Annotated in this window: 21 protein-coding genes; 8 read left to right on the top strand and 13 right to left on the bottom strand. The window is 66.4% G+C overall.

Annotated features, from left to right (window positions below; genetic code table 11):
* Positions 1-111: 111 nt before the first annotated feature.
* Positions 112-1,509 carry a hypothetical protein gene (locus tag Q9Q95_RS08470; protein ID WP_306095952.1) on the top strand — a complete coding sequence of 466 codons (1,398 nt, stop codon included), beginning with the start codon at positions 112-114 and terminating at the stop codon, positions 1,507-1,509.
* A complete protein-coding gene (locus Q9Q95_RS08465) occupies positions 1,506-3,863 on the top strand; it encodes a glycoside hydrolase family 95 protein (protein ID WP_306095951.1) in 2,358 nt (785 codons plus the stop codon). The genes Q9Q95_RS08470 and Q9Q95_RS08465 overlap by 4 nt, the downstream gene beginning before the upstream one ends.
* Before the next feature lie 571 nt (positions 3,864-4,434).
* On the opposite strand, the gene Q9Q95_RS08460 is transcribed toward Q9Q95_RS08465, so the two are convergent.
* Positions 4,435-5,850: an alpha-L-fucosidase gene (locus tag Q9Q95_RS08460; protein ID WP_306095949.1), complete on the bottom strand. Its 1,416-nt coding sequence runs from the start codon at positions 5,848-5,850 to the stop codon at positions 4,435-4,437.
* 79 nt (positions 5,851-5,929) lie between these two features.
* Complete coding sequence (locus Q9Q95_RS08455) at positions 5,930-8,827, bottom strand: TonB-dependent receptor (RefSeq protein WP_306095947.1); 2,898 nt, start codon at positions 8,825-8,827, stop codon at positions 5,930-5,932.
* A gap of 124 nt (positions 8,828-8,951) precedes the next feature.
* On the opposite strand from Q9Q95_RS08455, the gene Q9Q95_RS08450 reads away from it, so the two are divergent.
* Entirely contained in the window at positions 8,952-10,319 is a 1,368-nt protein-coding gene (locus tag Q9Q95_RS08450) for a glycoside hydrolase family 28 protein (RefSeq protein WP_306095944.1), read from the top strand.
* A 109-nt stretch (positions 10,320-10,428) separates the two neighbouring features.
* On the opposite strand, the gene uxaC is transcribed toward Q9Q95_RS08450, so the two are convergent.
* From uxaC to Q9Q95_RS08420, 6 genes are read right to left on the bottom strand one after another with little or no spacing between them, the layout of a single operon-like run.
* The gene (gene uxaC, locus Q9Q95_RS08445; RefSeq protein WP_306095943.1) at positions 10,429-11,853 is read right to left on the bottom strand and encodes a glucuronate isomerase; all 1,425 of its coding nucleotides are present in this window, start codon (positions 11,851-11,853) and stop codon (positions 10,429-10,431) included.
* Between the two features lie 5 nt (positions 11,854-11,858).
* Entirely contained in the window at positions 11,859-12,629 is a 771-nt protein-coding gene (locus Q9Q95_RS08440; protein ID WP_306095941.1) for an SDR family NAD(P)-dependent oxidoreductase, read from the bottom strand.
* Entirely contained in the window at positions 12,619-13,839 is a 1,221-nt protein-coding gene (locus Q9Q95_RS08435) for a UxaA family hydrolase (RefSeq protein ID WP_306095939.1), read from the bottom strand. The genes Q9Q95_RS08440 and Q9Q95_RS08435 overlap by 11 nt, the downstream gene beginning before the upstream one ends.
* Positions 13,832-14,152: an SAF domain-containing protein gene (locus Q9Q95_RS08430; RefSeq protein WP_306095937.1), complete on the bottom strand. Its 321-nt coding sequence runs from the start codon at positions 14,150-14,152 to the stop codon at positions 13,832-13,834. The genes Q9Q95_RS08435 and Q9Q95_RS08430 overlap by 8 nt, the downstream gene beginning before the upstream one ends.
* Positions 14,149-14,802, bottom strand: coding sequence for an RraA family protein (locus Q9Q95_RS08425; RefSeq protein WP_306095935.1), 654 nt, complete (start codon positions 14,800-14,802; stop codon positions 14,149-14,151). The genes Q9Q95_RS08430 and Q9Q95_RS08425 overlap by 4 nt, the downstream gene beginning before the upstream one ends.
* Positions 14,799-16,100 carry an MFS transporter gene (locus Q9Q95_RS08420; protein WP_306095934.1) on the bottom strand — a complete coding sequence of 434 codons (1,302 nt, stop codon included), beginning with the start codon at positions 16,098-16,100 and terminating at the stop codon, positions 14,799-14,801. The genes Q9Q95_RS08425 and Q9Q95_RS08420 overlap by 4 nt, the downstream gene beginning before the upstream one ends.
* A 174-nt stretch (positions 16,101-16,274) precedes the next feature.
* On the opposite strand from Q9Q95_RS08420, the gene Q9Q95_RS08415 reads away from it, so the two are divergent.
* The gene (locus Q9Q95_RS08415; protein ID WP_306095932.1) at positions 16,275-17,015 is read left to right on the top strand and encodes a FadR/GntR family transcriptional regulator; all 741 of its coding nucleotides are present in this window, start codon (positions 16,275-16,277) and stop codon (positions 17,013-17,015) included.
* A 206-nt stretch (positions 17,016-17,221) separates the two neighbouring features.
* Here the strand turns inward: Q9Q95_RS08415 and Q9Q95_RS08410 are convergent, their stop codons facing one another.
* Positions 17,222-18,856, bottom strand: a complete 1,635-nt coding sequence (locus Q9Q95_RS08410) for a glycoside hydrolase family 28 protein (RefSeq protein WP_306095929.1) — start codon at positions 18,854-18,856, stop codon at positions 17,222-17,224.
* 86 nt (positions 18,857-18,942) lie between these two features.
* Between Q9Q95_RS08410 and Q9Q95_RS08405 the strand changes: the two genes are divergently transcribed.
* From Q9Q95_RS08405 to Q9Q95_RS08395, 3 genes are all read left to right on the top strand, one after another.
* Positions 18,943-20,067: an enolase C-terminal domain-like protein gene (locus Q9Q95_RS08405; protein ID WP_306095927.1), complete on the top strand. Its 1,125-nt coding sequence runs from the start codon at positions 18,943-18,945 to the stop codon at positions 20,065-20,067.
* 73 nt (positions 20,068-20,140) lie between these two features.
* On the top strand, positions 20,141-20,470 hold the full coding sequence (locus Q9Q95_RS08400) for a hypothetical protein (protein WP_306095925.1): 330 nt from the start codon (positions 20,141-20,143) through the stop codon (positions 20,468-20,470).
* Positions 20,471-20,504: 34 nt separating this feature from the next.
* The gene (locus tag Q9Q95_RS08395; RefSeq protein WP_306095923.1) at positions 20,505-21,020 is read left to right on the top strand and encodes a GNAT family N-acetyltransferase; all 516 of its coding nucleotides are present in this window, start codon (positions 20,505-20,507) and stop codon (positions 21,018-21,020) included.
* A 15-nt stretch (positions 21,021-21,035) separates the two neighbouring features.
* Here Q9Q95_RS08395 and Q9Q95_RS08390 read toward each other — a convergent pair whose 3' ends face one another.
* From Q9Q95_RS08390 to Q9Q95_RS08375, 4 genes are all read right to left on the bottom strand, one after another.
* Positions 21,036-21,446, bottom strand: coding sequence for a thioesterase family protein (locus Q9Q95_RS08390; RefSeq protein ID WP_306095922.1), 411 nt, complete (start codon positions 21,444-21,446; stop codon positions 21,036-21,038).
* 120 nt (positions 21,447-21,566) lie between these two features.
* Complete coding sequence (locus Q9Q95_RS08385; protein WP_306095920.1) at positions 21,567-21,740, bottom strand: DUF1508 domain-containing protein; 174 nt, start codon at positions 21,738-21,740, stop codon at positions 21,567-21,569.
* Positions 21,741-21,778: 38 nt separating this feature from the next.
* Positions 21,779-22,858 carry an FAD-binding oxidoreductase gene (locus Q9Q95_RS08380; protein WP_306095919.1) on the bottom strand — a complete coding sequence of 360 codons (1,080 nt, stop codon included), beginning with the start codon at positions 22,856-22,858 and terminating at the stop codon, positions 21,779-21,781.
* On the bottom strand, positions 22,855-23,802 hold the full coding sequence (locus Q9Q95_RS08375; protein WP_306095917.1) for an alpha/beta fold hydrolase: 948 nt from the start codon (positions 23,800-23,802) through the stop codon (positions 22,855-22,857). Before Q9Q95_RS08375 ends, Q9Q95_RS08380 begins: the two co-directional genes overlap by 4 nt.
* A 49-nt stretch (positions 23,803-23,851) precedes the next feature.
* Here Q9Q95_RS08375 and Q9Q95_RS21205 point away from each other — a divergent pair, with 49 nt between their 5' ends.
* Positions 23,852-24,526, top strand: a complete 675-nt coding sequence (locus Q9Q95_RS21205; RefSeq protein ID WP_371876715.1) for a prepilin peptidase — start codon at positions 23,852-23,854, stop codon at positions 24,524-24,526.
* Positions 24,527-24,528: the final 2 nt, after the last annotated feature.

Genomic DNA, 24,528 nt, shown 5'->3' with positions numbered 1-24,528 from the left:
TCTCGCGCAACCTGTAATACAGGATTGACGGCATGCCTATCGATTAATCTCGTTGTCATTGCCGCCGGGTATTCATACGATGATCATACGAATTAGCACAAGGGAGGAAGCATGCGGCGTCGCGATCTCGTCCGGATGATGGCGGCTGCGGGCGTCGCCTCCACCCTGCCGCGCGCCGCCTTCGCCGGCGGCTCGGCAATCCAGCTCGGCTTCGACCCGAACCGCACCGGCGCGACCATCCCGCGCGATTTTATCGGCCTCTCCTTCGAGCGCGCCCAGCTCTCCAACCCCGGCTATTTCTCGGCGGACAACAAGCAGCTCGTCGCGCTGGTCCGCGGCCTGTCCCCCGCCGGCAATCTGCGCCTCGGCGGGTCCTCGGGCGAGCATACCGACTATATCGGCGACACCGATCGCCCACTGCCGTTCGAGATTTTCGGCCCCGAGCATAACAAGTCGATCAAGCACGGCATGTTCGTATCGACTGCGGCATTGCGCACCCTGCGCGGCTTCCTCGACGCCACCGGCTGGAGCTGCCTGTACGGGCTCAACCTGGCCCATGCGACGCCCGAGCAGGCGGCGCGCGAGGCGGCGGACGTCCAGCGCATCCTCGGGCCGCGACTGCGCGCGCTGCAGATCGGCAACGAGCCCGACGCCTTCCGCAACCGCTTCCGCCCCGCCGCATGGGGACCGCGGGATTTCCTCGCGGAATGGGACCGCTTCCACAGCGCGATCGCCGCCGCCGCGCCCGGGGTCAAATTCGCCGGCCCCGACATCTCGAACAAGCTCGATTATCTCACCGCCTTCGCCCAAGCCGCGCCACGCTATCCCGACGTGATCATGCTGACCGGCCATTATTACGCGATGGGCCCGGCCGGCTCGCCCGACGCGACGCTCGACCAGCTGATGGAGCCCGACCCCAAAACCACCACGCTCAAATTGGCGGGCGTCGAGACCGTGCAGGCGGCCGTGCGCGCCGCCGGCCTGCCCTATCGCATGGCCGAGGGAAACAGCTGCTGGGACGGCGGCAAGATCGGCGTCTCCGACGTCCATGCCGCGGCGATCTGGGGGGCGGACACGATGCTGCGCTTTGCCCGGCGCGGCTGGATCGGAGTGAACTGGCACGGCGGCGGCAACGGCAATTATTCGCCGATCGTCGGCACGCCGTCGAAGGGCTTCACCCGGCGCCCGCTCTATTTCGGCACCCGGTTCGCCCAGGCGCTCGACGGCGCGACGTTCCTCGACACCGGTGCGACGCCCGACGATCCCTATCTCGGCTATTACGCGCTGCGCCACGCCGGCCGGACGCGGATCGCAGTGATCAACAAAAGCGACACACCGGTCCAGGTGCAATTGCCTGGCGTGCCCGAGCCGAAACGGACAATATTGACCGGTCCCTCGGCCTCGGCGCGGGATGCGACGACCTTGACCCAGCGGTCGCAACGTCCGGAGCGCAACATGACGATCCCGCCATTGACCGCGATATTGCTCACGCTCGGCCGCGGCCGATGACTCCGCGTCTCTCGCGCCGCGCAGCGATCAAGGCGGGCACCGGCGTCGCGCTGGCGAGCACCCTGCCCGCGCGCGCCACCGCCGCCGCCGAGGACTCGAATCTGCTCTGGTACGATGCGCCCGCCACCGAATGGGTACAGGCGCTGCCGCTCGGCAATGGCCGGCTCGGCGCGATGGTGTTCGGCGGGATCGCCAATGAGCGCATCCAGCTCAACGAGGACAGCTTCTTCGCCGGCTCGCCCTATGACAGCATCAATCCCAAAGCCGGCGCCGGCCTTCCCAGGGTGCGCGAGCTGATCTGGGCGGGCCGCTACAGGGAAGCGCAGGACCTTGCCGACGAGGTCCTCGTCGCAAAGCCCGCGCGCCAGATGTCGTACCAACCGATCGGCGATCTGCTTTTGCTGTTCCCCGGCATCGAGAACGCCCGGAGCTATCGCCGGTCGCTCGATCTCGACGGCGCGATCGCGGCTACCCGGTTCAAGGTCCGCACCGTCACCCATCTGCGCGAGGCATTCGCCTCCGCCGCCGATCGCGTCGTCGCACTCCGCCTGACCACCGACGCGCCGGCCGGCTCGGTCAACGTCACCCTCTCTTTGTCCACTCCGCAGGATGCCGAGATCCTTGTCGAGGGCGACGACACCCTCGTGATGCGTGGCGTCGGGCCCGCGCAGCATGGCGTGCCCGGCGGGATCCGCTTCGAGACGCGGGTCCATGTCCGCCGCACCGGCGGCCGCCAGACGCTCGGGCGCGACGGCATCCGCATCGAGGATGCCGACGAAGTGATCTTGCTGGTCGGCACCGCCACCAGCTTCCGCCGCTTCGACGATATTGCCGGCGATCCCTCGGCCATCGCAAAGACCGACATCGCGGCCGCCAAAGCCAAAAGCTGGCCCGATCTGCTCGCCGCGCATCAGGCCGAGCATCGGCGGCTGTTCCGCCGCGTGTCGATCGATCTCGGGCGCAGCCCCGCGGCCGAGCTGCCGACCGACCAGCGCATCGCCCGCTCCGCCGATCTCGACGACCCCGCCCTTGCGGCGCTCTATTATCAATATGGCCGCTATCTGCTGATCAGTTCGTCACGCCCCGGCACCCAGCCCGCCAATCTGCAAGGCATCTGGAACGAGCGCACCGCCCCGCCATGGGAGTCCAAATGGACGCTCAACATCAATGCCGAGATGAATTACTGGCTCGCCGACAGTGCCCATCTCAGCGAACTGATCGAGCCTTTGCTGCGCATGACCGAGGATCTTGCGGTCACCGGCCAGCGCAGTGCGCGCAACGATTGGGGCGCCCGCGGCTGGGTCACCTATCACAACACCGATCTGTTCCGGCAGGCGACGGTCAATTCGGCGGCACTCTACGGCATGTGGCCGATGGGCGGCGCGTGGCTGCTCAGCACATTGTGGGACCATTGGGATTATTCGCGGGATCCCGCGTTCCTCGCGCGGCTCTACCCGCTGATGACGTCGTCGTGCCTTTTCTATCTCGACGCGCTGACCCCGCATCCGCGCACCGGCGAATTGGTGATGAACCCGTCCAACTCGCCCGAGAATTCGCACCGGCCCGGCGTGTCGATCTGCGCCGGCCCGGCAATGGACAGCCAGTTGCTGCGCGACCTGTTCGCCCGGACGATCGCCGCGTCGAAGCTGCTCGGCAAGGACGCGGCATTGCGCGCCGAGATCGCCGCCGCGCTGGCGAAGCTGCCGCCCGACCGGATCGGCAAGGCCGGCCAGCTGCAGGAATGGTTCGATGACTGGGATGTCGAGGCGCCCGAGATCAACCACCGCCATGTCAGCCATCTCTATGCGCTCTATCCCGGCGACCAGATCTCGCCGCAGCGGACCCCCGAGCTCGCGAAGGCGGCGATGCGCTCGCTCGAGATCCGCGGCGACGACGCCACCGGCTGGGGCCTCGCGTGGCGGATCAATCTATGGGCGCGGCTCGGCCAGCGCGAGCGCGCGTACAAGGTGCTCAAGATGCTGCTCGAGCCGGGCCGCACCTATCCCAACATGTTCGACGCCCACCCGCCGTTCCAGATCGACGGCAATCTCGGCGGCGCGGCCGGGATCGGCCAGATGCTGGTGCAGAGCCATTCGGGCACGATCCACCTGCTCCCCGCGCTGCCACGCCTCTGGCCGAGCGGCCGCGCGTCCGGGCTGCGCGCGCGCGGCAATGTCGGCGTCGACATAAGCTGGTCGGCCGGCCTGCTCGAGGAAGCGGTGCTGAGCGCCGGCAGCGACGGGGCAGTCCGCGTCCGGTCGAAGGACGCGGTCGTCGATCTCACGTTGCGCAGGAACGAGCGGGTTCGCCTGACGCACGGCTCCGCCGGGCTGCGCGCCTCCAGGCTGCGTTAGGATCCTTACCCGATAAGCCCATAACGTCATCCCGGATGTTAGGCTTTCCCGGAAAACCGCAGGTTTTACGTTGGAAAGCCTTGCAGTCCGGGATCCACCGCGCCGCTGGATACCTGCCTCACGGTGGATCCCGGACAGCTCGCTTTTCTGTCCAAATCAAAGATTTGGAGAAAAGCGGCTTCCGGGATGACGATGAGTGAGTCCGGCCCCGCCGCCCCACGCTTGCAATGTAGGATTTCGTCTGCTTGCCTCGGGCGGTCGGGATTGCCCGCCGCTCTTTCGCATCGTCGAACCGCTCGCACTGCGCCCGGCAATTCCCGGAAGTTGCTGGCCGGCGCGTGCGTGCCGCGTGCATGCCGCTTCGATGTCGCGTGGCGTTGCAACAGTGTCGCGTCGGCGGCGCGTACCGGTCGCCTGCAAGTCGCGTAGCAGGCGCGTCGCGGGCGCATCGCGGGCGCATCGCGGGCGCATCGCTCCACTCCTCCGAAGTGCATTCCGGCAAAAACCGCGTTTGCGTGTCAACCGTGACAAGTGACCATCGACACCGGCGACTCCGCCGTCATCCCGGACCTCAGGCGCCGACGGCGACTCCGTATCGTTTCCACTCCGGCCGGATCAGATGGTGATCGACGAACGCCGGCCCGTCGCATTCGATCGCGATCACCGTGGTCGGCGAATCCGGTGCGGCCGCGGGCAGACCGGTCAGCCGCAGCGACACCCGGTCCTGGGTGAAGCGCACCGCCTCGCCGGTCTTGAGCAGTCGCGCCGACAGCGCCTTCGCCCTAACCCCACCCACCGCGACCACCGTCTCGGGGCCGAAGAAATCGAGCCACGCCGCCGCCGGCGTCTTCGACGGCCAGAAATAGACGTGAACGTAGAGCGTGTTCCCCGCCGCGGTGAAATTGGTGTAATTGCCGAACGCATCGGCCGCGCGGCCGCGCGCGCCATAGATCGCCGCGCCGTTGGTCTTCAGCCAGTCGCCGACTTGCTCGAGCACCCGCACCGATTCCGCCGGCACGTCGCCCGCCGCATCGGGACCGATGTTGAGCAGATAATTGCCGCCCTGCTGGACGCACAGGGTCAGGTCGTTGACGATCCGCTTCGCGCTCTTCCATTCGTCGTCGCTGCGCTGATAACCCCAGCCGAGATTCATCGTCTCGCACGTCTCCCATGCGCGCTTGTCCGCCGCCACCTTGTGCTCGGGAGTCGAGAAGTCGCCGGCGAGGCCGTTGCGGTTGTTGACGATGATCTGCGGCTGAAGGTCGAACACCATCGCGTTCATTTCCTCGGCGCGCCATTGCCCGGGGGTCAGCGGCAAGGTCACGTCGTACCACAATATGTCGATCTTGCCGTAATTGGTCAGCAGCTCGCGGATCAGCCCGTGGGTCCAGGTCACGAAGCGCTCGCGCGCGGCCGGGTCGGTCGCACAGGTCTCGCCGTCGGGATGATGCCAGTCCATCAACGAGTAATAGAGCCCGACCTTCAGCCCCTCGGCGCGCGCCGCCTCGACGAACTCGCGGACAAGGTCGCGGCGCGGGCCCTGCTTCGCCGCATTGTAATCGGTGAGCTTGCTGTCCCACAGGCAGAAGCCCTCGTGGTGCTTGGTGGTGAGCACCATGTATTTCTGGCCGGCGCGTTTTGCGAGGCGCGCCCATTCGCGGGCGCAGCCGGGCTTCGGATTGAAGTGCCGCGCCAGCTTCTCATACTGCCGGATCGGGATCCCTTCGGATTCCATCACCCATTCCTGATGGCCGATCAGGCTGTACAGCCCCCAATGGATGAACATCCCGAACCGCGCCTCGTGCCACCAGCGCATGCGCTCGGCCCGCGTGCGTTCCTGATAGGGGAGCAAGGCCGGGCCTCCGGTCGTCTGCGGCGCGGCATGTTCCTGCGCCAGCGCGGCAGCGCCGAACGGCAACGCGGCAGCCGCGCCGGTCGCGCCGGTCGCGCCGCTCAGGAAGTTTCGACGCCCGACCCGATAGTCCATCCCATTCTCCGTCCCTGAATTGGCAAAGCCCGGCCCGATGAACGGACCGGGCTCTGCTCTTCTGGCGCTTCCCGAGGGCCTAGAATTTGACTGCGACGCCGGCCGAGAATTTGCGTCCGCTATAGGTGCTGTAGAGCGAGTCCTGGCGGGTCGAATCTTGGTAGAAACCGAGCTCCTGATTGGTCAGGTTCTGCGCCTCGAGGCGCAGCTGGATGCCGGGGGTGATCTGGTACGAAGCCGTGGCGTCGACGAAGAAGGCCGAGATATTGCCCTGCACGTCGCTGCCTTCACGACCCGACGGCACGCGCAACAGGAAATCGTCGCGCCACGAACCGCTGGCCCGGATGCTGAACTTGCTGTCCTCGTAATAGAGCGTGCCGTTGGCAGTGTATTTGGACAGGTTGACCAACGCCGCCTGGATCGGCGCAAGACACGCGGCATTGTTGCAATAGGAAATGTCGGAATCGGCGTACGTGAAGTTCGCCAATGCCCCGAAGTTCGACAGGAAGCCGGGCAGGAAGTCGAAGCCCGACTGGATGTTGATCTCGACGCCTTTCAGCGGGCCGCCCGGCGTGTTGTTCTTGGTCGAGAAGGTGAATTCGGTATCGCCGTTATTGTTCGATCCGGCGAGCAGCGACAGCGGCAGGCCCGTCTCGCGGAAGGGAAGTTGGACTTGTCGCGTCTGGATGAAGCTGTCGATGTCCTTGTAGAAGCCGCCGATCGCGATGATCCCGGTCTTGCCGAAATAATACTCCAGGCTGACATCGGCGGTCTTGGCGCGGATCGGGTTGAGCAGGAAGTTGCCCGCCGACACGGTGTGTGTGTTTAGCGCAATCGATACGTTGCCGGGGATCAGATCGCCCAGCTCGGGCCGGGTCATCACCTTCGCCGCGGCGAGGCGGAAGATCAATTTGTCGGTCAGGTCGAAGGTCAAAGTCGCCGAGGGCAGCCAATCCTCGTAATTGCGGGTCAGCGTGGTCGGCACGCCGTTCATCGCACCGAACCCTCGCTGCGTAGTGTGGACGTAGCGCACGCCCAGATTGCCGCGCACCGGCACAAACAGGTCGCCGGTGAAGTCGAACATCGCGAAGCCGCCCTTCACCGTCTCCTTCAGCGATCCCGTCTGCGGCGGATTGAGCGCATAGGCGCCGGTCTGGTTCTCGAAATTGAACACCGCGTTGAACTTGGCATAGTCCGGCGCGGCCCAGCTCGAGATGGTGTCCACCGGCAGCGAGCGGCCGAAATCGCCGATCGGCGTGGTCAGCTGGGCGATCGTCGTACCGGCCGGGACGCTCGGCGCGAGATTCTGGGTGACGCGGTCGCGGCTCCAGCGCTGATACTCCGCCTCGCGATACGATCCGCCGGCGCGGAACTTGACGCCCTCGACCAGATCCAGCGTGCCGTTGAGCTCGGCGGTCAGATTGTTCGATTCGTCGCGGCTGCGCTGCATCGCCAGCGTGCCGTTGACCGTGCCGTCGGCGGAGGGCGGCCCGAACACGAAATTCGCCGGATTGTCGACATCCACGCCCCAATCGATCGTCGGGAAGCGGCGGTCGCCCCGAAAATCGAAGGAAAAGCCGTTCACATTGTTCGCGAAGGTCGCGATCTGGGTACGCACCGGCTTGTCATAGATGGTGCGCGACATGCCGACATAGCCGTCGAGCAGGAAGCCGCCGAAATCGCGCGAGCCCGACAGATTCACCTGGCTGAACGTCGTGGTGTATTTGCTGTAGGTCAGATCGTTGGTCAGATCGACGCCGTTGAAGCGGCCATAGAGCAAGGTGCCGTTCGGGTCGCGCTCCGCCTCCAGTACCGAGGTTTCGGCGCTGCCGTGCTGGCCGGCGTTGCGCGAGAAGGACAATGCCGTGATCGTCTGGTCGCTGCGGGTCACGTCATAGCGCGAGAACAGGCCGTCGAGCGCGAAGCGCGTCACGTCGTCCGGCCGCGCCTCCAAGGTCAGTGTCGCGCCGAACCGCGAATAGTCCTGGTCCGAGCGGACGAGCCGCGGGCTGCGCGGGATGAAGGTGCCGGTATTATCCAGCAATTCGTAATTGGCGACATTGGTCGGCGTGTTCGGGAGACGCGGATTGCCGGTAGAACAATTCGCGGCGTTGCTTCCGTTGAGCGCATTAGTTCCGGGACTTTGATCATTGGTCAACGGATTGCCATCGCTATAACCGACGGGTGAGCAGAACCGGTTCAGCCGCCCGCTGATCACGTCGACCGCCGACCAGCCCTCCTCGCGCGTGTACCGCTTGGTCCAGGCTACCGAGGCGGCGACGCCGAACGTGTCGTCGAGGAATTTCTTCGAGATCAGCCCGGTGACGCGCGGGCTGAACTTGCGCCGCAGATCGTCATAGGTGCCCTGCGCGCTGGCGGCGAGGGTGAAGTCCTGCTCGGCTGCCAGCGGTCGCGGCGTCTGGAGATCGACCGTCGCGCCGAGCGAGCCTTCCTCGATGTCCGCCGACATGGTCTTGCGCACCGTCAGCGAGCTGAACAATTCCGACGCGAAGGTGCTGAAGTCGAACGAGCGCGACGAGACATAGCCCGAGCGGATGTCGGAGGATCCCGCCGAGCTGTTGCCTTCCATGCCGTTCAGCTTGACGCGCGTGAATTGCGCGCCGAGGCCGCGAACCGAGATCGTCTTGCCTTCGCCGCCGTCGCCGCGGGTGATCGCGACGCCGGGCAGGCGCTGCATCGATTCCGCCAGGTTAGAATCCGGAAACTTGCCGACATCCTCGGCGGTGATCGTGTCGACCACGCCGGTTTCCTTGCGCTTGATCGCCAGCGCGTCGCTCAGCGATTCGCGGAAGCCGGTGACGACGATCTCGTCCTGCGCTTCCTCGACCGCCTGACCGTCGCCCGCGCTCGTCTGCGTGGCATCCGTTTGCGCAAGCGCCGGAAAAGACAGGCCGAGCCCGATCGTCAGCGCCATCGCCGAGACCGTTGCGCGCACAGAATCCTTACGCGAAATCATACGATATCCTCCCCCGTCGTTGTTTTGATCAACTTGTCGGTGGACAAACCTGTAAGACAGATTAACCTGTAAGACAACATACAAATTCGCACCTTGGTAAAGGTGCTCGCCAGGAGAGAAAATCATGGGTCCGACGCGTCGCGAAGCGCTGCAACTTGGCTCGGGCGCATTGCTCTGCGCGCTGCCGGCGCTTCCGGCAGTGGCGGCGCCCGGACGCCGCGTCGACATCCGCCGCCACGGCGCAGTAGCGGACGGAACCACGGTCAACACCGTCGCGATCCAGAAGGCGATCGACGCCTGCGCCGCGGCGGGCGGTGGTGCGATCGTGGTGCCGCGCGGCGTGTTCGTCAGCGGATCGATCGTGCTCAAGCCCGGCGTCGGGCTCGAGCTGAGCAAGGGCGCGGTGCTCAAGGGGTCGGCCAACCTCGCCGATTATCCGCTGGTGCTGCGCCGCTTCTGCGAGGCATATCCCGAAGCGTTGCGCATGGCGCTGATCAACGCGACCGGCAATCACGGCCTGCGCATCACCGGTCCGGGGACGCTCGACGGCAATGGCGAGCCGTTCTGGCGGATGTTCTTCGATGCGCCCGAGGAGCATGTCGGGACGACCAAGGTCTATTATCCCTTCCCGCAGATCGCCTTCATCCAGGACTGCAACGACGTGCTGGTCAGCGGCGTCACCTTCAAGGACGCGGCGTTCTGGAATCTGCACATGTACCGCTGCCGCCGTTCGGTGGTGGAACGTTGCAGCTTCGAAGTGCCGCACGTCATCCGCGCGCCGAGCAGCGACGCGATCGACCTCGACAGCTGCCAGGACATCACCGTCCGCTTCTGCCGCTTCTCGGTCGACGACGATTGCATCGCGCTCAAGGGAACCCAGGGCCCGGGCGCCGCGGCGTACAGCGAGGCGCCGCCGGTCGAGCGCATCCACATCCACGACTGCATCTTCGAATATGGCCTGGGCTGCGTCACCTTCGGCAGCAACGGCACGGTGATGCGCGACATCAAGGTCGAGCGGATCACCAATGTCGGCGACATCCCGACGATCCGCTTCAAGATCCGCCCCGACACCCCGGGCCAGGTCTATGAGCGGCTCCACGTCCGCGGCGTCCGGCTGCAGGAAGCGCCGCAGCCGGTCCATTTCTGGCACCGCGGCGAAGTCTTCTACGGCTACAACAAGCCCAATTTCGGCGCCGACGACCCCGCGATCGGCCTGATCGTCAACGCCCGCCTGACCCATGGCACCAAGGTCCCGGGCAAGCCGCCGGGCGGGATCATCCGCGACATCGTGATCGAGGACGTGAAGGGCATCACGCGCGGCTTCGGCAACATCAGCGGCAACGCGACCACGGCGATCTCGAACTTCACCCTCCGCGACGTGGACGTGACGCTGACCGATCCGAAGCGGACGAAGTTGATCGCCAGGGGCGTGCCGGGATTGAAGCTGGACAATGTCCGGGTGAACGGGAAGCCGGTGGTCGTGGAGGCCTAGTTCCCTCTTCCCTCCGGGGAGAGGGGCAGTGTGTCTCGATCCAACTGCCCCTCTCCCTTCCGCCGACTTCGCCGGCTCCCTCCCTCTCCCCGGAGGGGAGAGGGAAAGTTCAGAGCCGATACGCCGCCTTCACCAGATTGTACGCCAGATCCCGCGCCACCGCGAATGCCTCGTCGCGGTCGAGGCGGTGTTCGGCGACCAGCCGGCCGAGAAACCCGCAGTCGATGCGGCGGCTGAGATCGTGCCGCGCGGGGATCGAGAAGAAGGCGCGGGTGTCGTCGTTGAAGCCGACCGTGTTGTAGAAGCCGCCGGTCTCGGTGACCTGCTCGCGGAAGCGCATCATTCCCTCGGGGCTGTCGTGGAACCACCATGCCGGCCCGATCCGCAGCGCCGGATAATGGCCGGCCAGCGGCGCGATTTCGCGAGCATAGGTGCTCTCGTCGAGCGTGAACAGGATGATCGTCAGGCCGCGCTCGTTGCCGAACGCATTGAGCAAGGGCTTGAGCGAACGGACATATTCGGTCGGCGACGGCCAGTCGTCGCCCTTGGCCTCGCCGAAAATGCCGGTGACCGCGGGGTTCTGGCTGCGCAGCGCGCCCGGGTGGATCTGCATCACCAGCCCGTCGTCCATGCTCATCCGCGCCATTTCGGTGAGCATCTGCCCGCGGAAACGCTCGGCATCGCCGGCGCCGGCATTGCCCGAGACGATGCGCCGGAACAAGGCAGCCGCCTCTTCCTGCGGCAAATCCTCGGTATGCGCGGTCGGATGGCCATGATCGGTCGAGGTCGCACCGCCATGTTCGATGAAGTAGCGCCGGCGCTGGCGGAGCGCGGCGAGATAGCCGTCCCATGTCCCGACATCTTCGCCGGTGATCCGGCCAAGCTCGGGCAGATCCTCGCGAAAGCGCGGATGCTCGGGATCGGTGACGTTGTCGGGGCGGAACGCCGTCATCACCCGGCCGCTCCACCCGCTCGCCTTGATCGCTTTGTGGTGGCGCAGATCGTCGAGCGGATTCTCGGTGGTCGCGATCGCCTCGATCCCGAACCGCTCGAACAGGGCGCGGGGCAGGAATTCGGGCCGCTTCAGCTGGGCGTCGATCTGGTCGTAGATCCGGTCGGCATTGGTCGGCGACAGCCGCTCGGTGATGCCGAGTATCTCGTGGAACGCGTAATCGAGCCACATCCGGCTGGGCGTGCCGCGCAGCAGATGGAAATTCTCGGCGAACCGGCGCCAGATCTTCCTCGTATTGGTCTCGGTCCAGCCGCCGTCGATCCGCGGCACGCCCAATTCCTCGAGCGGCACGCCCTGGCTGTAGAGCATGCGGAAGATGTAGTGATCGGGGATGATGAACAAAGTCGCCGGATCGGGGAACGGCCGGTTTTCGGCGAACCACGAAGGATCGGTGTGCCCGTGCGGGCTGATGATCGGCAGGTCCTTGACCGACAAATAGAGTTCGCGCGCGATCGCGCGGGTCTCGGGATCGGCGGGGAGCAGGCGATCGGGATGCGGCGCCAGCGGCGCTTCCTTGGTCATGATTGTCAGAATCCCTGGGATGCGCCGCCGTCGATCGGCAACAGGACGCCGGTGACGAATTTCGCGGCGGGGGAGCAAAGGTAGACTGCGGCAAGGCCGATATCCTCGGGCTCGCCGAAGCGCTGCATCGGCGTGCGCTGGAGGATGCGGTTCGAGCGCGGCGCGTCATTGTCGAGCGCCTTGCGCAGCATCGCCGATTCGATCCAGCCGGGCGCGATCGCATTGACCCGCACCCCCTGCCCCGCAACTTCGGTCGACAGCGCGCGGACCATCCCGACATAGGCCGATTTGGCCGCCGAATAGGCGATCACGCCGGGCATGCCGAGCAGCGAGGTCATCGATGCGGTGAACAATATGCTGCCGTGCCGGCGTTCCAGCATTCCCGGCAGCACGCAGCGCGTCAGATTGTGCGCGGCAAGGACATGGGTGTCGAGCATCCCGCTGAATTCCTCGACGCTGGTGTCGACCGCCAGTTTCTTGAAATTGTGCCCGGCATTGTTGGCGAGGACAGAGATCGGCCCGACCCGCTCGCGGATCCGTTCTATGAGTGCTGGAATGCTGTCATAGGCCGTGACGTCGGCGACTTCCCAATATGCGCCCTCGCCCAGCTCCTCCGCCGCGCTCTCGATCATGTCGGGCCGCCGACCGACCAGAACGACCCGTGCGCCGGCGCCGTGCATCGCCCGCGCCATGCCGAGGCCGAGCCCCGATCCGCCGCCGGTGATCAAGGCGACTTCGCCGTCGAGGCGAAAGGCCGATGCGGGATCAAGCGGCACTTCGGCACCCCCGATCGAGATCCGGCGTGTCCTGGTGCTTGTACATCACGAAATACTCCCTGTGGCCCAAAGCTTCGGGCTTGCTCGCCGTGCCCGCGGCGACCTGGGCGACCAGTGCGCCCAATTCGTCGGCGCACTGGTCGAGCGTCATCTCGCCGGCGAGCACGCGGCCGGCGTCGAAATCCATGTCCTCGTGCATGCGGGCATAGGTGCGGCTGTTGCCGGTCACCTTGATCAGCGGCGACACCGGCGAGCCGATCACGCTGCCGCGCCCGGTGATGAACAGCACGATCTGGCTGCCGCCCGAGATCAGATCCATGATCCCCTCGGTATCGTTGGGATTGGTGTAGCCGAACTGCATGAAGTGATCGTCGGGCACCGAATCCATCACCCACATGCCCGGCCAGGGCGGCGTCTCGCCGACCTTGATCACGCCCTGCAGGGGGCGCGATCCGCTCTTGGCAAAGGCGCCCATGCTCTTTTCCTCGATGGTGGTCAGCCCGCCGGCGAAATTGCCCGGCGACACCGAATATTGCCGCACCTCGCGGCAATAGCGCTCGGCCTTGGCATAGGCCGCCTCCAGCTCGCCGCGCGCGCGATCGTCGACGGCGCGCGCGAGGATGATGTCGCGCAGCCCGATCATCTCGACGATCTCCTCGCAGATCGCCGAGCCGCCGGCGTCGACGACCCGGTCGAACAGCCGTCCTACCGCCGGATTGCCGACCAGCCCGCTCGTCCCGTCCGATCCGCCGCACTCGGCGCCGAGGATCAGATCCGCGAACCCCATCGGCACGCGCGGAGTCTCGCGATGAATGCGGTCGCGCAAGCCGCGCACGATCGCCTTGCCCTTTTCGGTCGACGAGCGCGTGCCGCCGACTTCCTGGATGAAGAAGGCATCGGCCGGACGCCCGCTTTTCTCCACCGCCTCGGCGATCCGGGCCGGCTGGGTATATTCGCATCCCAGCCCGACCGACAGCACCGCGCCGATATTGGGATGCCGCGCCAGCGACAGCACCAGCCGGATGGCATATTGATTGTCGTAGCAGCCGGGAAAGCCGATGACCTGGACGTCGTCCTCGCCCGCGGCGATGGCGTGCGCGACATGCGCGGCGCACTGGACGGTGTAGATCACCAATACGAGGTTGCGGACGCCCTTGCGTCCATCGGGGCGCAGCCAGCCGGTCCATGTCCGATCGAACGGCTCAGTCATAGCGCATGTCCTTCCCGGCGCCGGTGATCACGTCGAAATCGCCCGAGCGCTCGTCGAAACCGCTCGTGCAATTGTGGAGATGTACCCAGTCGCCGCGCGCGATCGCGGTGCTGGCGGTGCCGATCGGAATGCCGAATTTCACCACTGCCGCGCCCGCCGCGATGTCGGCGACCGCAACCTTGTGGCCCAATGCGATCGGCCGCAGCAACGCGACATCGCCGCTCGCTTCGCCGCGCAGCGACACGCGGTCCTCGGCGTCGCCGAGCAGAGTCGCGACATTGTCGGCCGCATGGATCTGGAAGGCGGTGGTCACAGGATGCCGTATTGCGCAAAGGCCTGGGTGCTCGACATGCCGCCGTCGATCGCCCGCCGCACCAGTTTCTCGCCGCGCGCTTTCTCCAGCGCGCGCTCGACCACTTCCGCCTCGACCGCGCGGGGGATGACCAGCACCCCGTCGAGATCGCCGAACACCAGATCGCCGGGCTGGATCGTCGCCTGCCCCACTTCGATCGGGCAGCGATAGTCGATCACCTTGGTCCGCACCCCCGAATCCGCGGCGTAGCGGCCGCGGCTGAACACCGGCCAATCCTGTTCGAGCACCTGCGGGGTATCGCGGTGATAGCCGTTGATCACCGCGCCATTGGCCCCGCGCCCACGCGCGGTCGCAGTCAATATCTCGCCCCAATAGGCGCAGCGCATCGCGCCGCCGCTGGCGAGGTAGATGTCGCCGGGCTCGAGCTGGTCGAGCGCCTCGGTCAGCTTGCCGAACGGCTGTGCCTGCACGCCGTAAACGTCGATCATCAGCACCGGCATCGCCCGGCCGATCAGCTTCATGTCCGTAAGCATGGGCTGGACCGGCTGCGGCAGGAATTGATGCACCAGCCCGAGCGTGTCGAGAATGTCGCCGACCACCGGGGTGTACAGCTCGGATCGGAACAAGTCGAAAAGCGCGTCGTCGGTCATCGAATTTCCATGCGGAAGGAGCGGCGCAGGATCAGCGCCATGAGCAATACGGCGAGGGGATATGCGCACCCCGCGCCGACGAAGAGGATCATGTAATTGCCGCCGGTCGCATCGAGGATGCGGCCCACCGCCATCGCGACGAACATGCCGCAAATGCCGGCCGCGAAGCCGCCGATGCCGATCACCGAACTGACGGCACGCGCGGGGAGCGTGTCGGAGACGATCGTGTAGAGGTTGGCCGACAGGCCCTGATGCCCGGCGGCGGCGAGCGCGATGAGCAACACCGCGCTCCACATGCTCGACACGCCCGAGACGAACGCGACCGGCACGGTGCACGCCGCCATGAACGCCATCGCCACGATCCGCGCGCGCACCGCGGGCATGCCGCCCTGCACCAGCCGCGACGAGATCCAGCCGCCGAGGATACTGCCGACATCGGCGACCAGATAGATCGTCACCAGAGGCGCGATCGACGCCATCATGTTCATGCCGAAGCGGGCGTGGAGGAAGCCCGGCACCCAATTGAGATAGAACCACCAGACCGGGCTGGTGAGCAGCATGCCGAGCGCATAGGCGCAGGTGCCGCGATAGCGGAACAGCGACAGCCACGGCACGCGTTCGAGGCTCGGCGCATCGTCGCTGCGGATGTAAGCGAGTTCCTCCGCCGAGACGCGGCGCTGGCGTTCGGGCACCTCGTAGAAGACCAGCCAGAGCAGCAGCCAGACCAGCCCGAGCGCGCCCGCGATCAGGAAGGCGGCACGCCAGCCGACCGCGGCGACGACGAAGGGCAGCGAGATCGGCGTGACGATCGCGCCGATATTGCTGCCGGCATTGAACAATCCGGTGGCGAAGGCGCGCTCTTTCGCCGGAAACCATTCGCGCACCGCCTTGATCGACGCCGGAAAATTGCCGCCCTCGGCCAACCCCAGCGCGCCGCGCGCGAACTTGAAGCCGATCACGCTCGACATCAGCCCGTGCAGCGCCGCGCTGACGCTCCAGCCGGCGACCGCGAGGCCCAGTCCGCGGCGCACGCCGATCAGGTCCATCATCCGCCCGCCAAACAGATAGCCGAAGGCATACATCAGCGAGAAGACCGCGACGATGTCGCCATATTCGGTCTCGGACCAGCCGAGCTCGGCATCGAGCGTCGGCTTGAGCAGGCCGAAGATCTGGCGGTCCACGTAGCAGATCGTGGTCGATGCGAAGAGCAGGGCCACCACCACCCAGCGATAGCGCCCGACGGGCTTCGCGACCGGCACCGTGACCGTCGCGGCGGGCGCGCTGGCGATGGGGGTCATGGGGCTGCTTCCTCTCCGGGACCGCAATTTCCGCACAACGCGTTTGCCATCCTGTATTACAGGTTTGAAGCATTTGAATGGGCAAGGCAAGCCAGTTTTTGCTTTGCCCGCGCCGGGCCGATGCTAATGCGGTAAGACAGGCTGGGCATACGGCGCGCTCTGGGGAGAGATGATTTGCCGGCGATCGCGAACGAATCCGTGACCATTCCGTCGAAAAGCGGACTGGTCGATCTGGTGATCGAATATCTCCGCGATCATGTCGCGACCCAGCGCCTGCGGCCTGGCGCGAAGCTGCCGAGCGAGACATGGATCAGCACCACTTTGGGCGTCAGCCGCCCCGTGGTCCGAGAGGCGATGCGCGCGCTGGCGGCGACCGGGCTGGTCGAAATGGCGGTCGGCAAGCGCGCGACGATCGTGTCGGTCGACGGCGAGATGATCTCGCGGGTGATCGGAAACGCGCTGCTGATCGGCCAAGCCGACGCGCCCGACATCCTCGAAATGCGCCGCGGGATCGAGATCACCATGGTCACGCTCGCCGCCTCGCGCCGCACCGACGCCGACGCCGCGGCGCTGCAGGCGATCATCGACGAGATGGACGGGTTGCTCGGCGATGCCGATCGCTATGCCGAACTCGACATGCGACTGCACATGACCTTGGCCAAGGCGACCGGCAACCCGCTCTATCCCCTGCTGATCGAGGCGTTCCGCCAGCTGATCCAGGCGTCGATGCTCGAAGGACTCGAGCGCTGGGCCGCCACCCCCAAGCTCCAGCGCGTCCAGGACCTGCACGTCGAGATCACCGAAGCGGTGATCGACAAGGACCCCGCCCGCGCCGCGCAGGCGATGGAGCGGCATTTCGACGACGCGATCAACGCGATCCTCGGTCCGCTCGTCGACGAGGGGCCGGACGGCTAGGCGGTTACTGAACAGCACATCCCGTCATCCCGGATGGTAGGCTTTCCCGGAAAACCGCAAGTTTTCCGCCGGAAAGCCTCGCAGTCCGGGATCCACCGCGCCGCCGGGCACCTGCCTCACGGTGGATCCCGGACAGCTCGACTTTCTGATCAAATCAGAGATTTGAAGAAAATCGGCTTCCGGGATGACCATGACTGAGGGCAGACCTACGCAACCAATGCGACACTGCCGACCTGCACCTCACTGCTGCGCGTCGCCTCGACCGCGCGCACCACCGGCGCCGATGTGCGCACTCCGTCAATCTGCGCACCCGCGACATCGTCCAGCACGATTGCCGGCCGCGCGTCGGGCTGCCCGGTGGTGAAGCTCACCTCCTTCGCCGCAATCCCCCGCGCGTGCCGCACATACAGCCCAAACGCCGGCAGCGTTCCCATGAAGCTCGGCTCAAGGCTCGAATTTCGCCGCTCGGGGGGCACGCGCGCGGCATCCTCGGCAGTGCCGCCGCCCGAGCAGCGGACATGGACGTCGGCGAGCGTCACGTCCTCGATCGCCTTGTCCTCGATCCCGACGATCCCGCACGGATAACGTCCGTCGGCGCCCGACACGTTGATGTCCGAGAATCGTACCCGCCGCACCGTCGCCACCGGCGCCCCCGCGGGCGCGCGCTGGCGGGCGGAGAGGCGGACGAACAACGGGTGATTGACGATGTTGCGCATCGTGATGTTCGAGAAGGTGACGTCCTCCAGCGTGCCGCCGTCGATCGCACCCATCTGCAGCCCGCGGCTGTTCTCGCAAATGCAGTCGGTCACCAGCACGTTGCGGAAGCCGCCGACGCTGTCGGTGCCGAGCTTGATCCGGCCGAGCACCCCGACCTTGTCGGTTGAAACATAGTCGGACTTGCGATAGCTGCCGTCGAGCACCGAACCCAACGCATAGCCGCTGGTCTTGCACCCGATCACCGTCACGTCCTCGCAGACGATCCGCCGGTTGAGCGCGTAGGAGCTCTTCAGGCAGATCGCATCGTCCTTGTGCGCGTTGACGATGCAATGGGCGATTCGGACGTTGCGACAGCAATCCACGTCGATGCCGTCGCGATCGGTATCGACGGTCAGATTGTCGAGCGTCACGTTGCTGCAGCCCAGCACATAGACTGCGAAATGGCCGCCCTGCAGTATCGTGAAGTCGCGCAGCAGCACGTTGCGGCTTTCCTTGAACGCCACGGCCTTGTTGCCGCGGCCCTGCTGCTCGCGCTCGGCCGGATCGGTCAGCCGCGCCTGTTCCGGGGTCAGGCCCAGCGATTGCGGCGAGCGAAAGCCGGGCATGCCGTGCCAGCGCGGCCCCGGCCCTTCGCGCTCGAGTCCCAGCCCGTGGATCAATCCCTTGCCGACGATCGCGACGTTGCTGACCCCGTCGCCGTAAATCAGGCTGGTGTGATTATGGTAGACGCCGAAATCGGTGAATTGCTCCTCGAACGCGCCTTCGGGCAGATCGTAGTTGCGGCCGTGCGTGTCCGGATCGGCGGCAACGATCACCGATCCGGGCGATAGCACCAAGGTGATGTTGTCCTTCAGCCGGATCGAGAAGCACAGATAGCGCCCCGGCGGGACGATCACCGTGCCGCCCCCGGCCTTCGCCGCCGCCATGACCGCGCGGTTGATCGCCGGGCTGTCGATCGTCTTGCCGTCGCCCTTCGCGCCATGATCGCGCACGTCGTGGAAGCCGCGGAGCGTCCCGCTCGCCCGGACCGGCAGCGCCGCGGCGGCGAAGGCGGCGCCCAGCCCGAGGGTCACGGCACGGCGGCCGAACTCGGCATTGGCCAGCAGCAATGGCGATGCGCCCATTGGTCCCTCCCCTGATTTTGATGTTGTGACCCGGATACAGCCGCCCTATCCTGTAAGACAAGTTTTATCGGGGAGGCCAAGGCGCGATGCGCATCGAGAGTTTCGAGACGTGGATCTGCAATCGCCCCAAGGGCCTGTTCGACGAGGACCGGCAGGGCGCGGCGCCGATGCCGTGGAGCTATGGCGTCGGCCGGATCATCACCTCGGACGGCGTAGAGGGCATCGCCACTTTCTGGGCGGCGCGATCGGGCGCAGTGACCGACGCCTATCTGTCCGACGTGATCGCGCCGGTGATCCTCGGCCGCAGCATTCATGATCGCGAGAAGATCTGGCACGATTTCTGGAACATCGACCGCCATGGCGCCTTCTTCCCGGTTTTCCTCCCCGGACCGATCGACGTTGCCCTATGGGACGCCGCGGCACGCACCGCCGGTCTCCCGCTCCACCAATATATCGGCAGCTACCGCACCAGCCTGCCCGTCTATGCCAGCAGTCTGTGGCTCCCGGGCGTCGAGGATTATGTCCGCGAGGCGCTGGCCTACAAGGCGCGCGGCTTCAAGGCGTACAAGGTCCATCCCTGCGGCCCGAGCAGCATGGATATGGAAATCCACGCCGCGGTGCGCGCCGCGGTGGGGCCGGAGATGGTGCTGATGAGCGATCCGGTCTCCGAATATACGCTGCACGAGGCGATCAAGGTCGCGCGGCACATGGAGAGCCTCGATTATTATTGGCTGGAGGAGCCGTTCCGCGACTATGAGCTCGACAAATATGCCAAGCTCGCCGCGGCGGTCGACATCCCGATCGTCGGCACCGAAACCACCCGCGGCGGCCCGTGGGGCGTGGCGCAGGCGATCCGCGACAATGCCGTCGACATGGTCCGCGCCGACGTGTCGTGGAAGGGCGGGATCACCGGCACGCTCAAGGTCTGCCATCTCGCCGAGGCGCACGGCATGAATTGCGAGCTTCACACCACGACCATGGGCCCGATGGACATCGCCAATGTCCATGTCGCCTGCGCGGTGCGCAATTCGGAATATTTCGAATTGTTCGTGCCCGAAGACACGTTCCAGGTCCCGATGAAGCAGAGCCTGCGCGACTTCATGGACGCCGACGGCAACATCCATGCACCGACCGGGCCTGGTCTCGGCGTGGACGTGAATTGGGACCTCGTCGACGACAATTGCGTGTCCCACAGGAAATTCACGGCCTGATCGGCGAGTGACGCCCTCGAAAATACCAGCTATCGCTGCGTCGGGCGAAGAACCGAATTTCCAGGGGATCGGGATGAAAGCAGCTATTTTCGGGGCGGTGGGCATGGCGGCGGCGCTGGTGGTGCCGACATCGGCCAATGCCCAATGGACCGTCGAGATGACGGTCACATCGGCCTTTGTCGAGGATAGCGACGCCATCGTGATCTACACCGCCGGCGGCGGCAACAACGGCTGCGTGGCCAATTCATGGGTCTTCGCCGCGACGAACGAGGACCGGCGTGCACGTGCATGGGCCACCGCGCTGACGGCGCTCTCGCTGGGCAAGAAGATCAAGTTCTGGTTCTCGGGGAGCTGCGGCGCGTTCGGCTTCCATCAGGCCACCGCCATCCAGATCATATCGTAACCACCTCGGCCGGAAATCGGATAGCGCGGTTCCGATGATTCACCACTCGGAACTCGCCACCGCCAGGCTGCGCGTCCGCCCGTTCGCAATGGACGACCGCGATGCCCTCGTGGCGCTGTTCGCAGACCCGCGCGTCGCGCGTCATGTCGACGACGGCCAGCCGCTCGCCGCGGCCGACGCCCAGCTGTGGATCGTCCGATCGCGCGCCAATCTCGCGCGGCACGGATACGGCACCGGGGCAGTCGTGGAACGCGCCTCGGGCACCCTGATCGGCTGGGCCGGTTTCGCCCGTCCGGAAGGCGGCGAACAGGAGATCATCTACGGACTTGCCGCCGATCGCTGGGGCCGCGGCTATGGCCGCGAACTTCTGGACGCGCTGTTGCGCTTCGCCGAGGCGCGGGGCATCGATCCGGTCAAGGCGACGGTCGACCCGGCGAACGCAACGTCGATCCACTTGCTCCGTTCGAGCAGCTTCGAGCGGGCGCGCGGAAACCCCGGCGAGGATGCGAACACGCATGTCTATTACCGCGCCCGCCGGGAAGGTGCGTGACGCCCGGGCTCGCCTTTAGTCGTCCGTCTTCGCGAAGAAGTGATCGATCACGCTCTGCGCCACCCGCGCCGGGCGCAGCGTCTCGGCATCGACGCAGCACCAGCTCGACTTGACCTCGGCGAGCACTTCGGAGCCGCGCTTGATCACCGTCTCGTAGAAGGCGCGCGCGCCCTGTACCTTTTCGAGCAGCACCGTGGCGACGACGTCATCTTCCAGAAAGGCCGGGCGCCGATAGGTGATCTCGTGCTTGAGCGCGACCCAGAGATGCTGCGCCACCGCCTCGGGCGGGGCGAGCCCGCGCCAGTGGCTGATCACCGCTTCCTGCACCCACTTCAGATAGCTGGCATTGTTGACATGCCCCATGAAGTCGATGTCCTCGCGGGCGACGTCGATCGGAAATCGATAGGGACGGGCAGTGCCTTGCATGATGCGCGAACCTATCACCGCAAGCGATTCGCGGCGAGCGGAATCCTCCGGAAACCGCAGAAATCCTCAGCTTCCGATCAAGCCGCAGTTTCCGTAACGGCATTTCCCGCCCGGCGGGCATCACCCCTCTTCGACAGGCGCACCGGGACCGTTTTTTTGGATCGATTCGATCGCGTTCCTCGCCGAAGCCCTGGACGTATAGCCCTCGGTCCAGAAAATCACTTCGGCGTTGTATTTGAACTTGGCGACATATTCGCCCGCCTTGTTCTGCTCGATCACGAACTTGTGCGCCATCAAACCTCTCCGGACTCGTTGCGACACCGCAACATAGATCAGAAACGTCGCGGCGAATATCGCGCTGCGTCGATCTGCGCGACTTCTGCGCCGGGCGCCTGCCCCAACAGCATCGCCGCCGCCATCTTCGCCGCGGCGGGCGCGGTCTGGATGCCGAAACCGCCCTGCCCGGCGCACCAGAACAGCGCTTCGACCGCGGTATCCATGCCATAGACCGGCAGCCGGTCGGGCGCGAAGCTCCTGAGCCCCGCCCATTTGTGTTCGAGCGCGGCGACGCGCCAGTCCATGGCCTGCTCGAACCGGTCGATCGCGATAGCCACGTCCAGTTCCTCGGGCGCGGCGTCACCGGGCTCACAGGGGCTCTCGTCATGCGGACTCAGCCATAGCCGCCCGCCCTCGGGCTTGAAGTAGAAGCTCCCGCCGATATGCGCGACCAGCGGGCAGCGCGGCGGCGGCGCAGGATCGGTGCGCAGCTGGACCATCGTGCGACGATAGGGCTGGATGCCGAGCGGCCGCGCGCCCGCCAGCGTCGCCACCCGATCGGCCCATGCCCCGGCGGCGTTGACGAGGATGTCGGCCTCGAACCGGCCGGCGCGCGTATCGAGCGACCAGCAGCCATGCGCGCGCGCCGCCGCCTCCAGCGCCGCCGAGACGACCAATTCGGCCCCGGCACGACGCGCGGCGGCGAGACAGGCGGCGTGGAGCCCGGCGACGTCGATATATTCGCAGCTCGGTTCGTACACGCCGAGCGTCCATTCCGGCCGCAGCCCGGGGAGAAACGCGCGCGGATCCACGGCCTCGAGCGCGACCCCGGAGCCTTCGAACTCGGCGAGCAAAGCCTCGATCTTCACCCGTTCGGCGGCGCGACCGATGTGGAGCGAGCCGAGCGGCTCGAGAAAGCCGCCCGCCGCCAGCAAAGGTCCCGAGGCGGTGGTGAGCGGCTGGATGCCGGGGCCGCCATAGGTTTCCGACCAGAAGGCGGCCGAGCGACCGGTGGCGTGATAACCGGGCCGGTCCTCGGCCTCGAGCAGCAGCACCCGCGCATGCGGCGCCAGTTCGGCCGCGAGACTGGCGCCGGCGATCCCCGCGCCGACGATCGCGACGTCCCAACGGTTCACGCCTGCGGCGCCCGCCTCGCGAGGAATGCGTCGATCTCGGCCAGCGCACGATCGCGCACCGCGTCGGCCTCGCGGAGGATCTCGTGCGCGCTCTCCTTGCCGAAGCGGACGAGATGCAGGTCGGGCAGGCGCGGCGCGAGTGCCAGCGCCGCCTTGCCGTCGATCAGCCCGTCATGCTCGGCGACCAGCATCAATGTCGGCACGCGCATCTCGGCGAGCCGCGGATCGGCGGCAAGCTCGCGGATCGAACGAAAGCCCTCGATCACCCAGCGCCAGCTCGGCGGCCCGGTGAGGATCGACGGATCGTGCGTCTGCCACCAGATCTCGTCGGCATAGCGATCGGGATCATGGGTGAGCAGCGAGGCGCGGGTCTCCGTGGTATAGGGCTTCTCGTTTCCCTTCCATGCCGGGCGGGCGGGATCGCCGAGGCCGCCGAGCAGCCGCGCGGCGCGTTCGGCGAACGGGCCGAAGATGCCGGGCTTGAACCCCAGCATCGGCGCGACGAGCACCGCCGCATCCGGCGCGATCACCTCTTCGACCAGCCCGCGCAGCACCAGATGGCCGCCCATCGAATGCCCCATCGCGATCCGCGGCCCCGGATTGGCGGCCGCCCAGCCCGCCCAGAAATCGCCGAGGTCGCGGACATAATCGGCATAGTCCTCGATATGCCCGCAATTCTTCGCCGGAGTCAGCCGGCCCGAGCCGCCTTGCCCGCGCCAGTCGAACGAAGTGACGTTCCAGCCCGCTGCATGCCAGTGCGCGAAGCTCTCCAGATATTTCTCGAAGATGTCGCCGCGGCCGCCCTGGAACAGGATCGAGCCGCGTGCCGGCGCGGCCTCGGCGCGCCAGTCGAAAACGCGGTGCTCCCAGCCGTCGGGCGCGGTCCAGCGGTCGATGCGGGTGCCGGCAGGAAGCGCGCGACGGTCTATACGGGAAGTTGCCATGGGGGTTGGTTACGTTTTGATAAGCCATCCCGTCTAGGTCTGAGACGGGATGGGGGATGTCTTTCTTACCTTGCTGCTGAGCGCGCTCGGCCTGCTCCTGGTCTCGGCCGGGATCGAGGACGCGCGCTCGCGCAACATCGCCAATTGGAAGAATGCCGCGATCGCATTGCTCGCACCGCTCTGGTGGTGGGCGAACGGGCTGGCATTATGGCCCGATATCGCGCTCCAGCTCGGCATCGCCAGCCTCGTCCTCGGCTTTTTCGTCGGCGCCTATGCGCTCGGGCAGATGGGCGGCGGCGACGTCAAGCTGCTCGCCGCGCTGGCCTTGTGGCTGCCGGGGCAGCCACTGATCGGTATGCTGGTATTGATGTCGCTGGTCGGCGGCCTGCTCACCATGGTCATGGTGGCGGAGCGCTGGACCCAGCTTCGCGGCGGGCTTGCCGCTTTGCCGTGGCGGACGATCGCGCCGGGCGCACTTGCGCTCGCGGCGCTGGTCGCGCTCGGCTGGGCCGCGTGGCCGCGCTTCGTGGCGCTGGTCGCCGGACAGCCGGTGCTCGCGGCATTCAGCGTGATGGCCGTGCTCGCCGTGATCGGCGCGGGGCTGATCGCGGTGGTGCGCGCGGCGCGGCGCGGCGGGGTCGTTCCCGAGACACCTTACGGCGTCGCGATCGCGATTTCGACGCTGCTGGTTCTTCGCGAACCGATTTTTAACCAGTTTACGTGATG

The sequence above is a fragment of the Sphingomonas sp. DG1-23 genome (assembly GCF_030730875.1).
Taxonomy (GTDB): Bacteria; Pseudomonadota; Alphaproteobacteria; order Sphingomonadales; family Sphingomonadaceae; genus Sphingomonas.
This window is presented reverse-complemented; position numbering and strand designations above follow the sequence as displayed.

Bases quoted from the DNA above. Each gene is read 5' to 3' on its own strand.
- Q9Q95_RS08470 (WP_306095952.1), top strand. From the start codon at position 112: ATGCGGCGTCGCGATCTCGTCCGGATGATGGCGGCTGCGGGCGTCGCC.
- Q9Q95_RS08465 (WP_306095951.1), top strand. From the start codon at position 1,506: ATGACTCCGCGTCTCTCGCGCCGCGCAGCGATCAAGGCGGGCACCGGC.
- Q9Q95_RS08460 (WP_306095949.1), bottom strand. From the start codon at position 5,850: ATGGACTATCGGGTCGGGCGTCGAAACTTCCTGAGCGGCGCGACCGGC.
- Q9Q95_RS08455 (WP_306095947.1), bottom strand. From the start codon at position 8,827: ATGATTTCGCGTAAGGATTCTGTGCGCGCAACGGTCTCGGCGATGGCG.
- Q9Q95_RS08450 (WP_306095944.1), top strand. From the start codon at position 8,952: ATGGGTCCGACGCGTCGCGAAGCGCTGCAACTTGGCTCGGGCGCATTG.
- uxaC (WP_306095943.1), bottom strand. From the start codon at position 11,853: ATGACCAAGGAAGCGCCGCTGGCGCCGCATCCCGATCGCCTGCTCCCC.
- Q9Q95_RS08435 (WP_306095939.1), bottom strand. From the start codon at position 13,839: ATGACTGAGCCGTTCGATCGGACATGGACCGGCTGGCTGCGCCCCGAT.
- Q9Q95_RS08425 (WP_306095935.1), bottom strand. From the start codon at position 14,802: ATGACCGACGACGCGCTTTTCGACTTGTTCCGATCCGAGCTGTACACC.
- Q9Q95_RS08420 (WP_306095934.1), bottom strand. From the start codon at position 16,100: ATGACCCCCATCGCCAGCGCGCCCGCCGCGACGGTCACGGTGCCGGTC.
- Q9Q95_RS08410 (WP_306095929.1), bottom strand. From the start codon at position 18,856: ATGGGCGCATCGCCATTGCTGCTGGCCAATGCCGAGTTCGGCCGCCGT.
- Q9Q95_RS08405 (WP_306095927.1), top strand. From the start codon at position 18,943: ATGCGCATCGAGAGTTTCGAGACGTGGATCTGCAATCGCCCCAAGGGC.
- Q9Q95_RS08400 (WP_306095925.1), top strand. From the start codon at position 20,141: ATGAAAGCAGCTATTTTCGGGGCGGTGGGCATGGCGGCGGCGCTGGTG.
- Q9Q95_RS08395 (WP_306095923.1), top strand. From the start codon at position 20,505: ATGATTCACCACTCGGAACTCGCCACCGCCAGGCTGCGCGTCCGCCCG.
- Q9Q95_RS08390 (WP_306095922.1), bottom strand. From the start codon at position 21,446: ATGCAAGGCACTGCCCGTCCCTATCGATTTCCGATCGACGTCGCCCGC.
- Q9Q95_RS08385 (WP_306095920.1), bottom strand. From the start codon at position 21,740: ATGGCGCACAAGTTCGTGATCGAGCAGAACAAGGCGGGCGAATATGTC.
- Q9Q95_RS08375 (WP_306095917.1), bottom strand. From the start codon at position 23,802: ATGGCAACTTCCCGTATAGACCGTCGCGCGCTTCCTGCCGGCACCCGC.
- Q9Q95_RS21205 (WP_371876715.1), top strand. From the start codon at position 23,852: ATGGGGGATGTCTTTCTTACCTTGCTGCTGAGCGCGCTCGGCCTGCTC.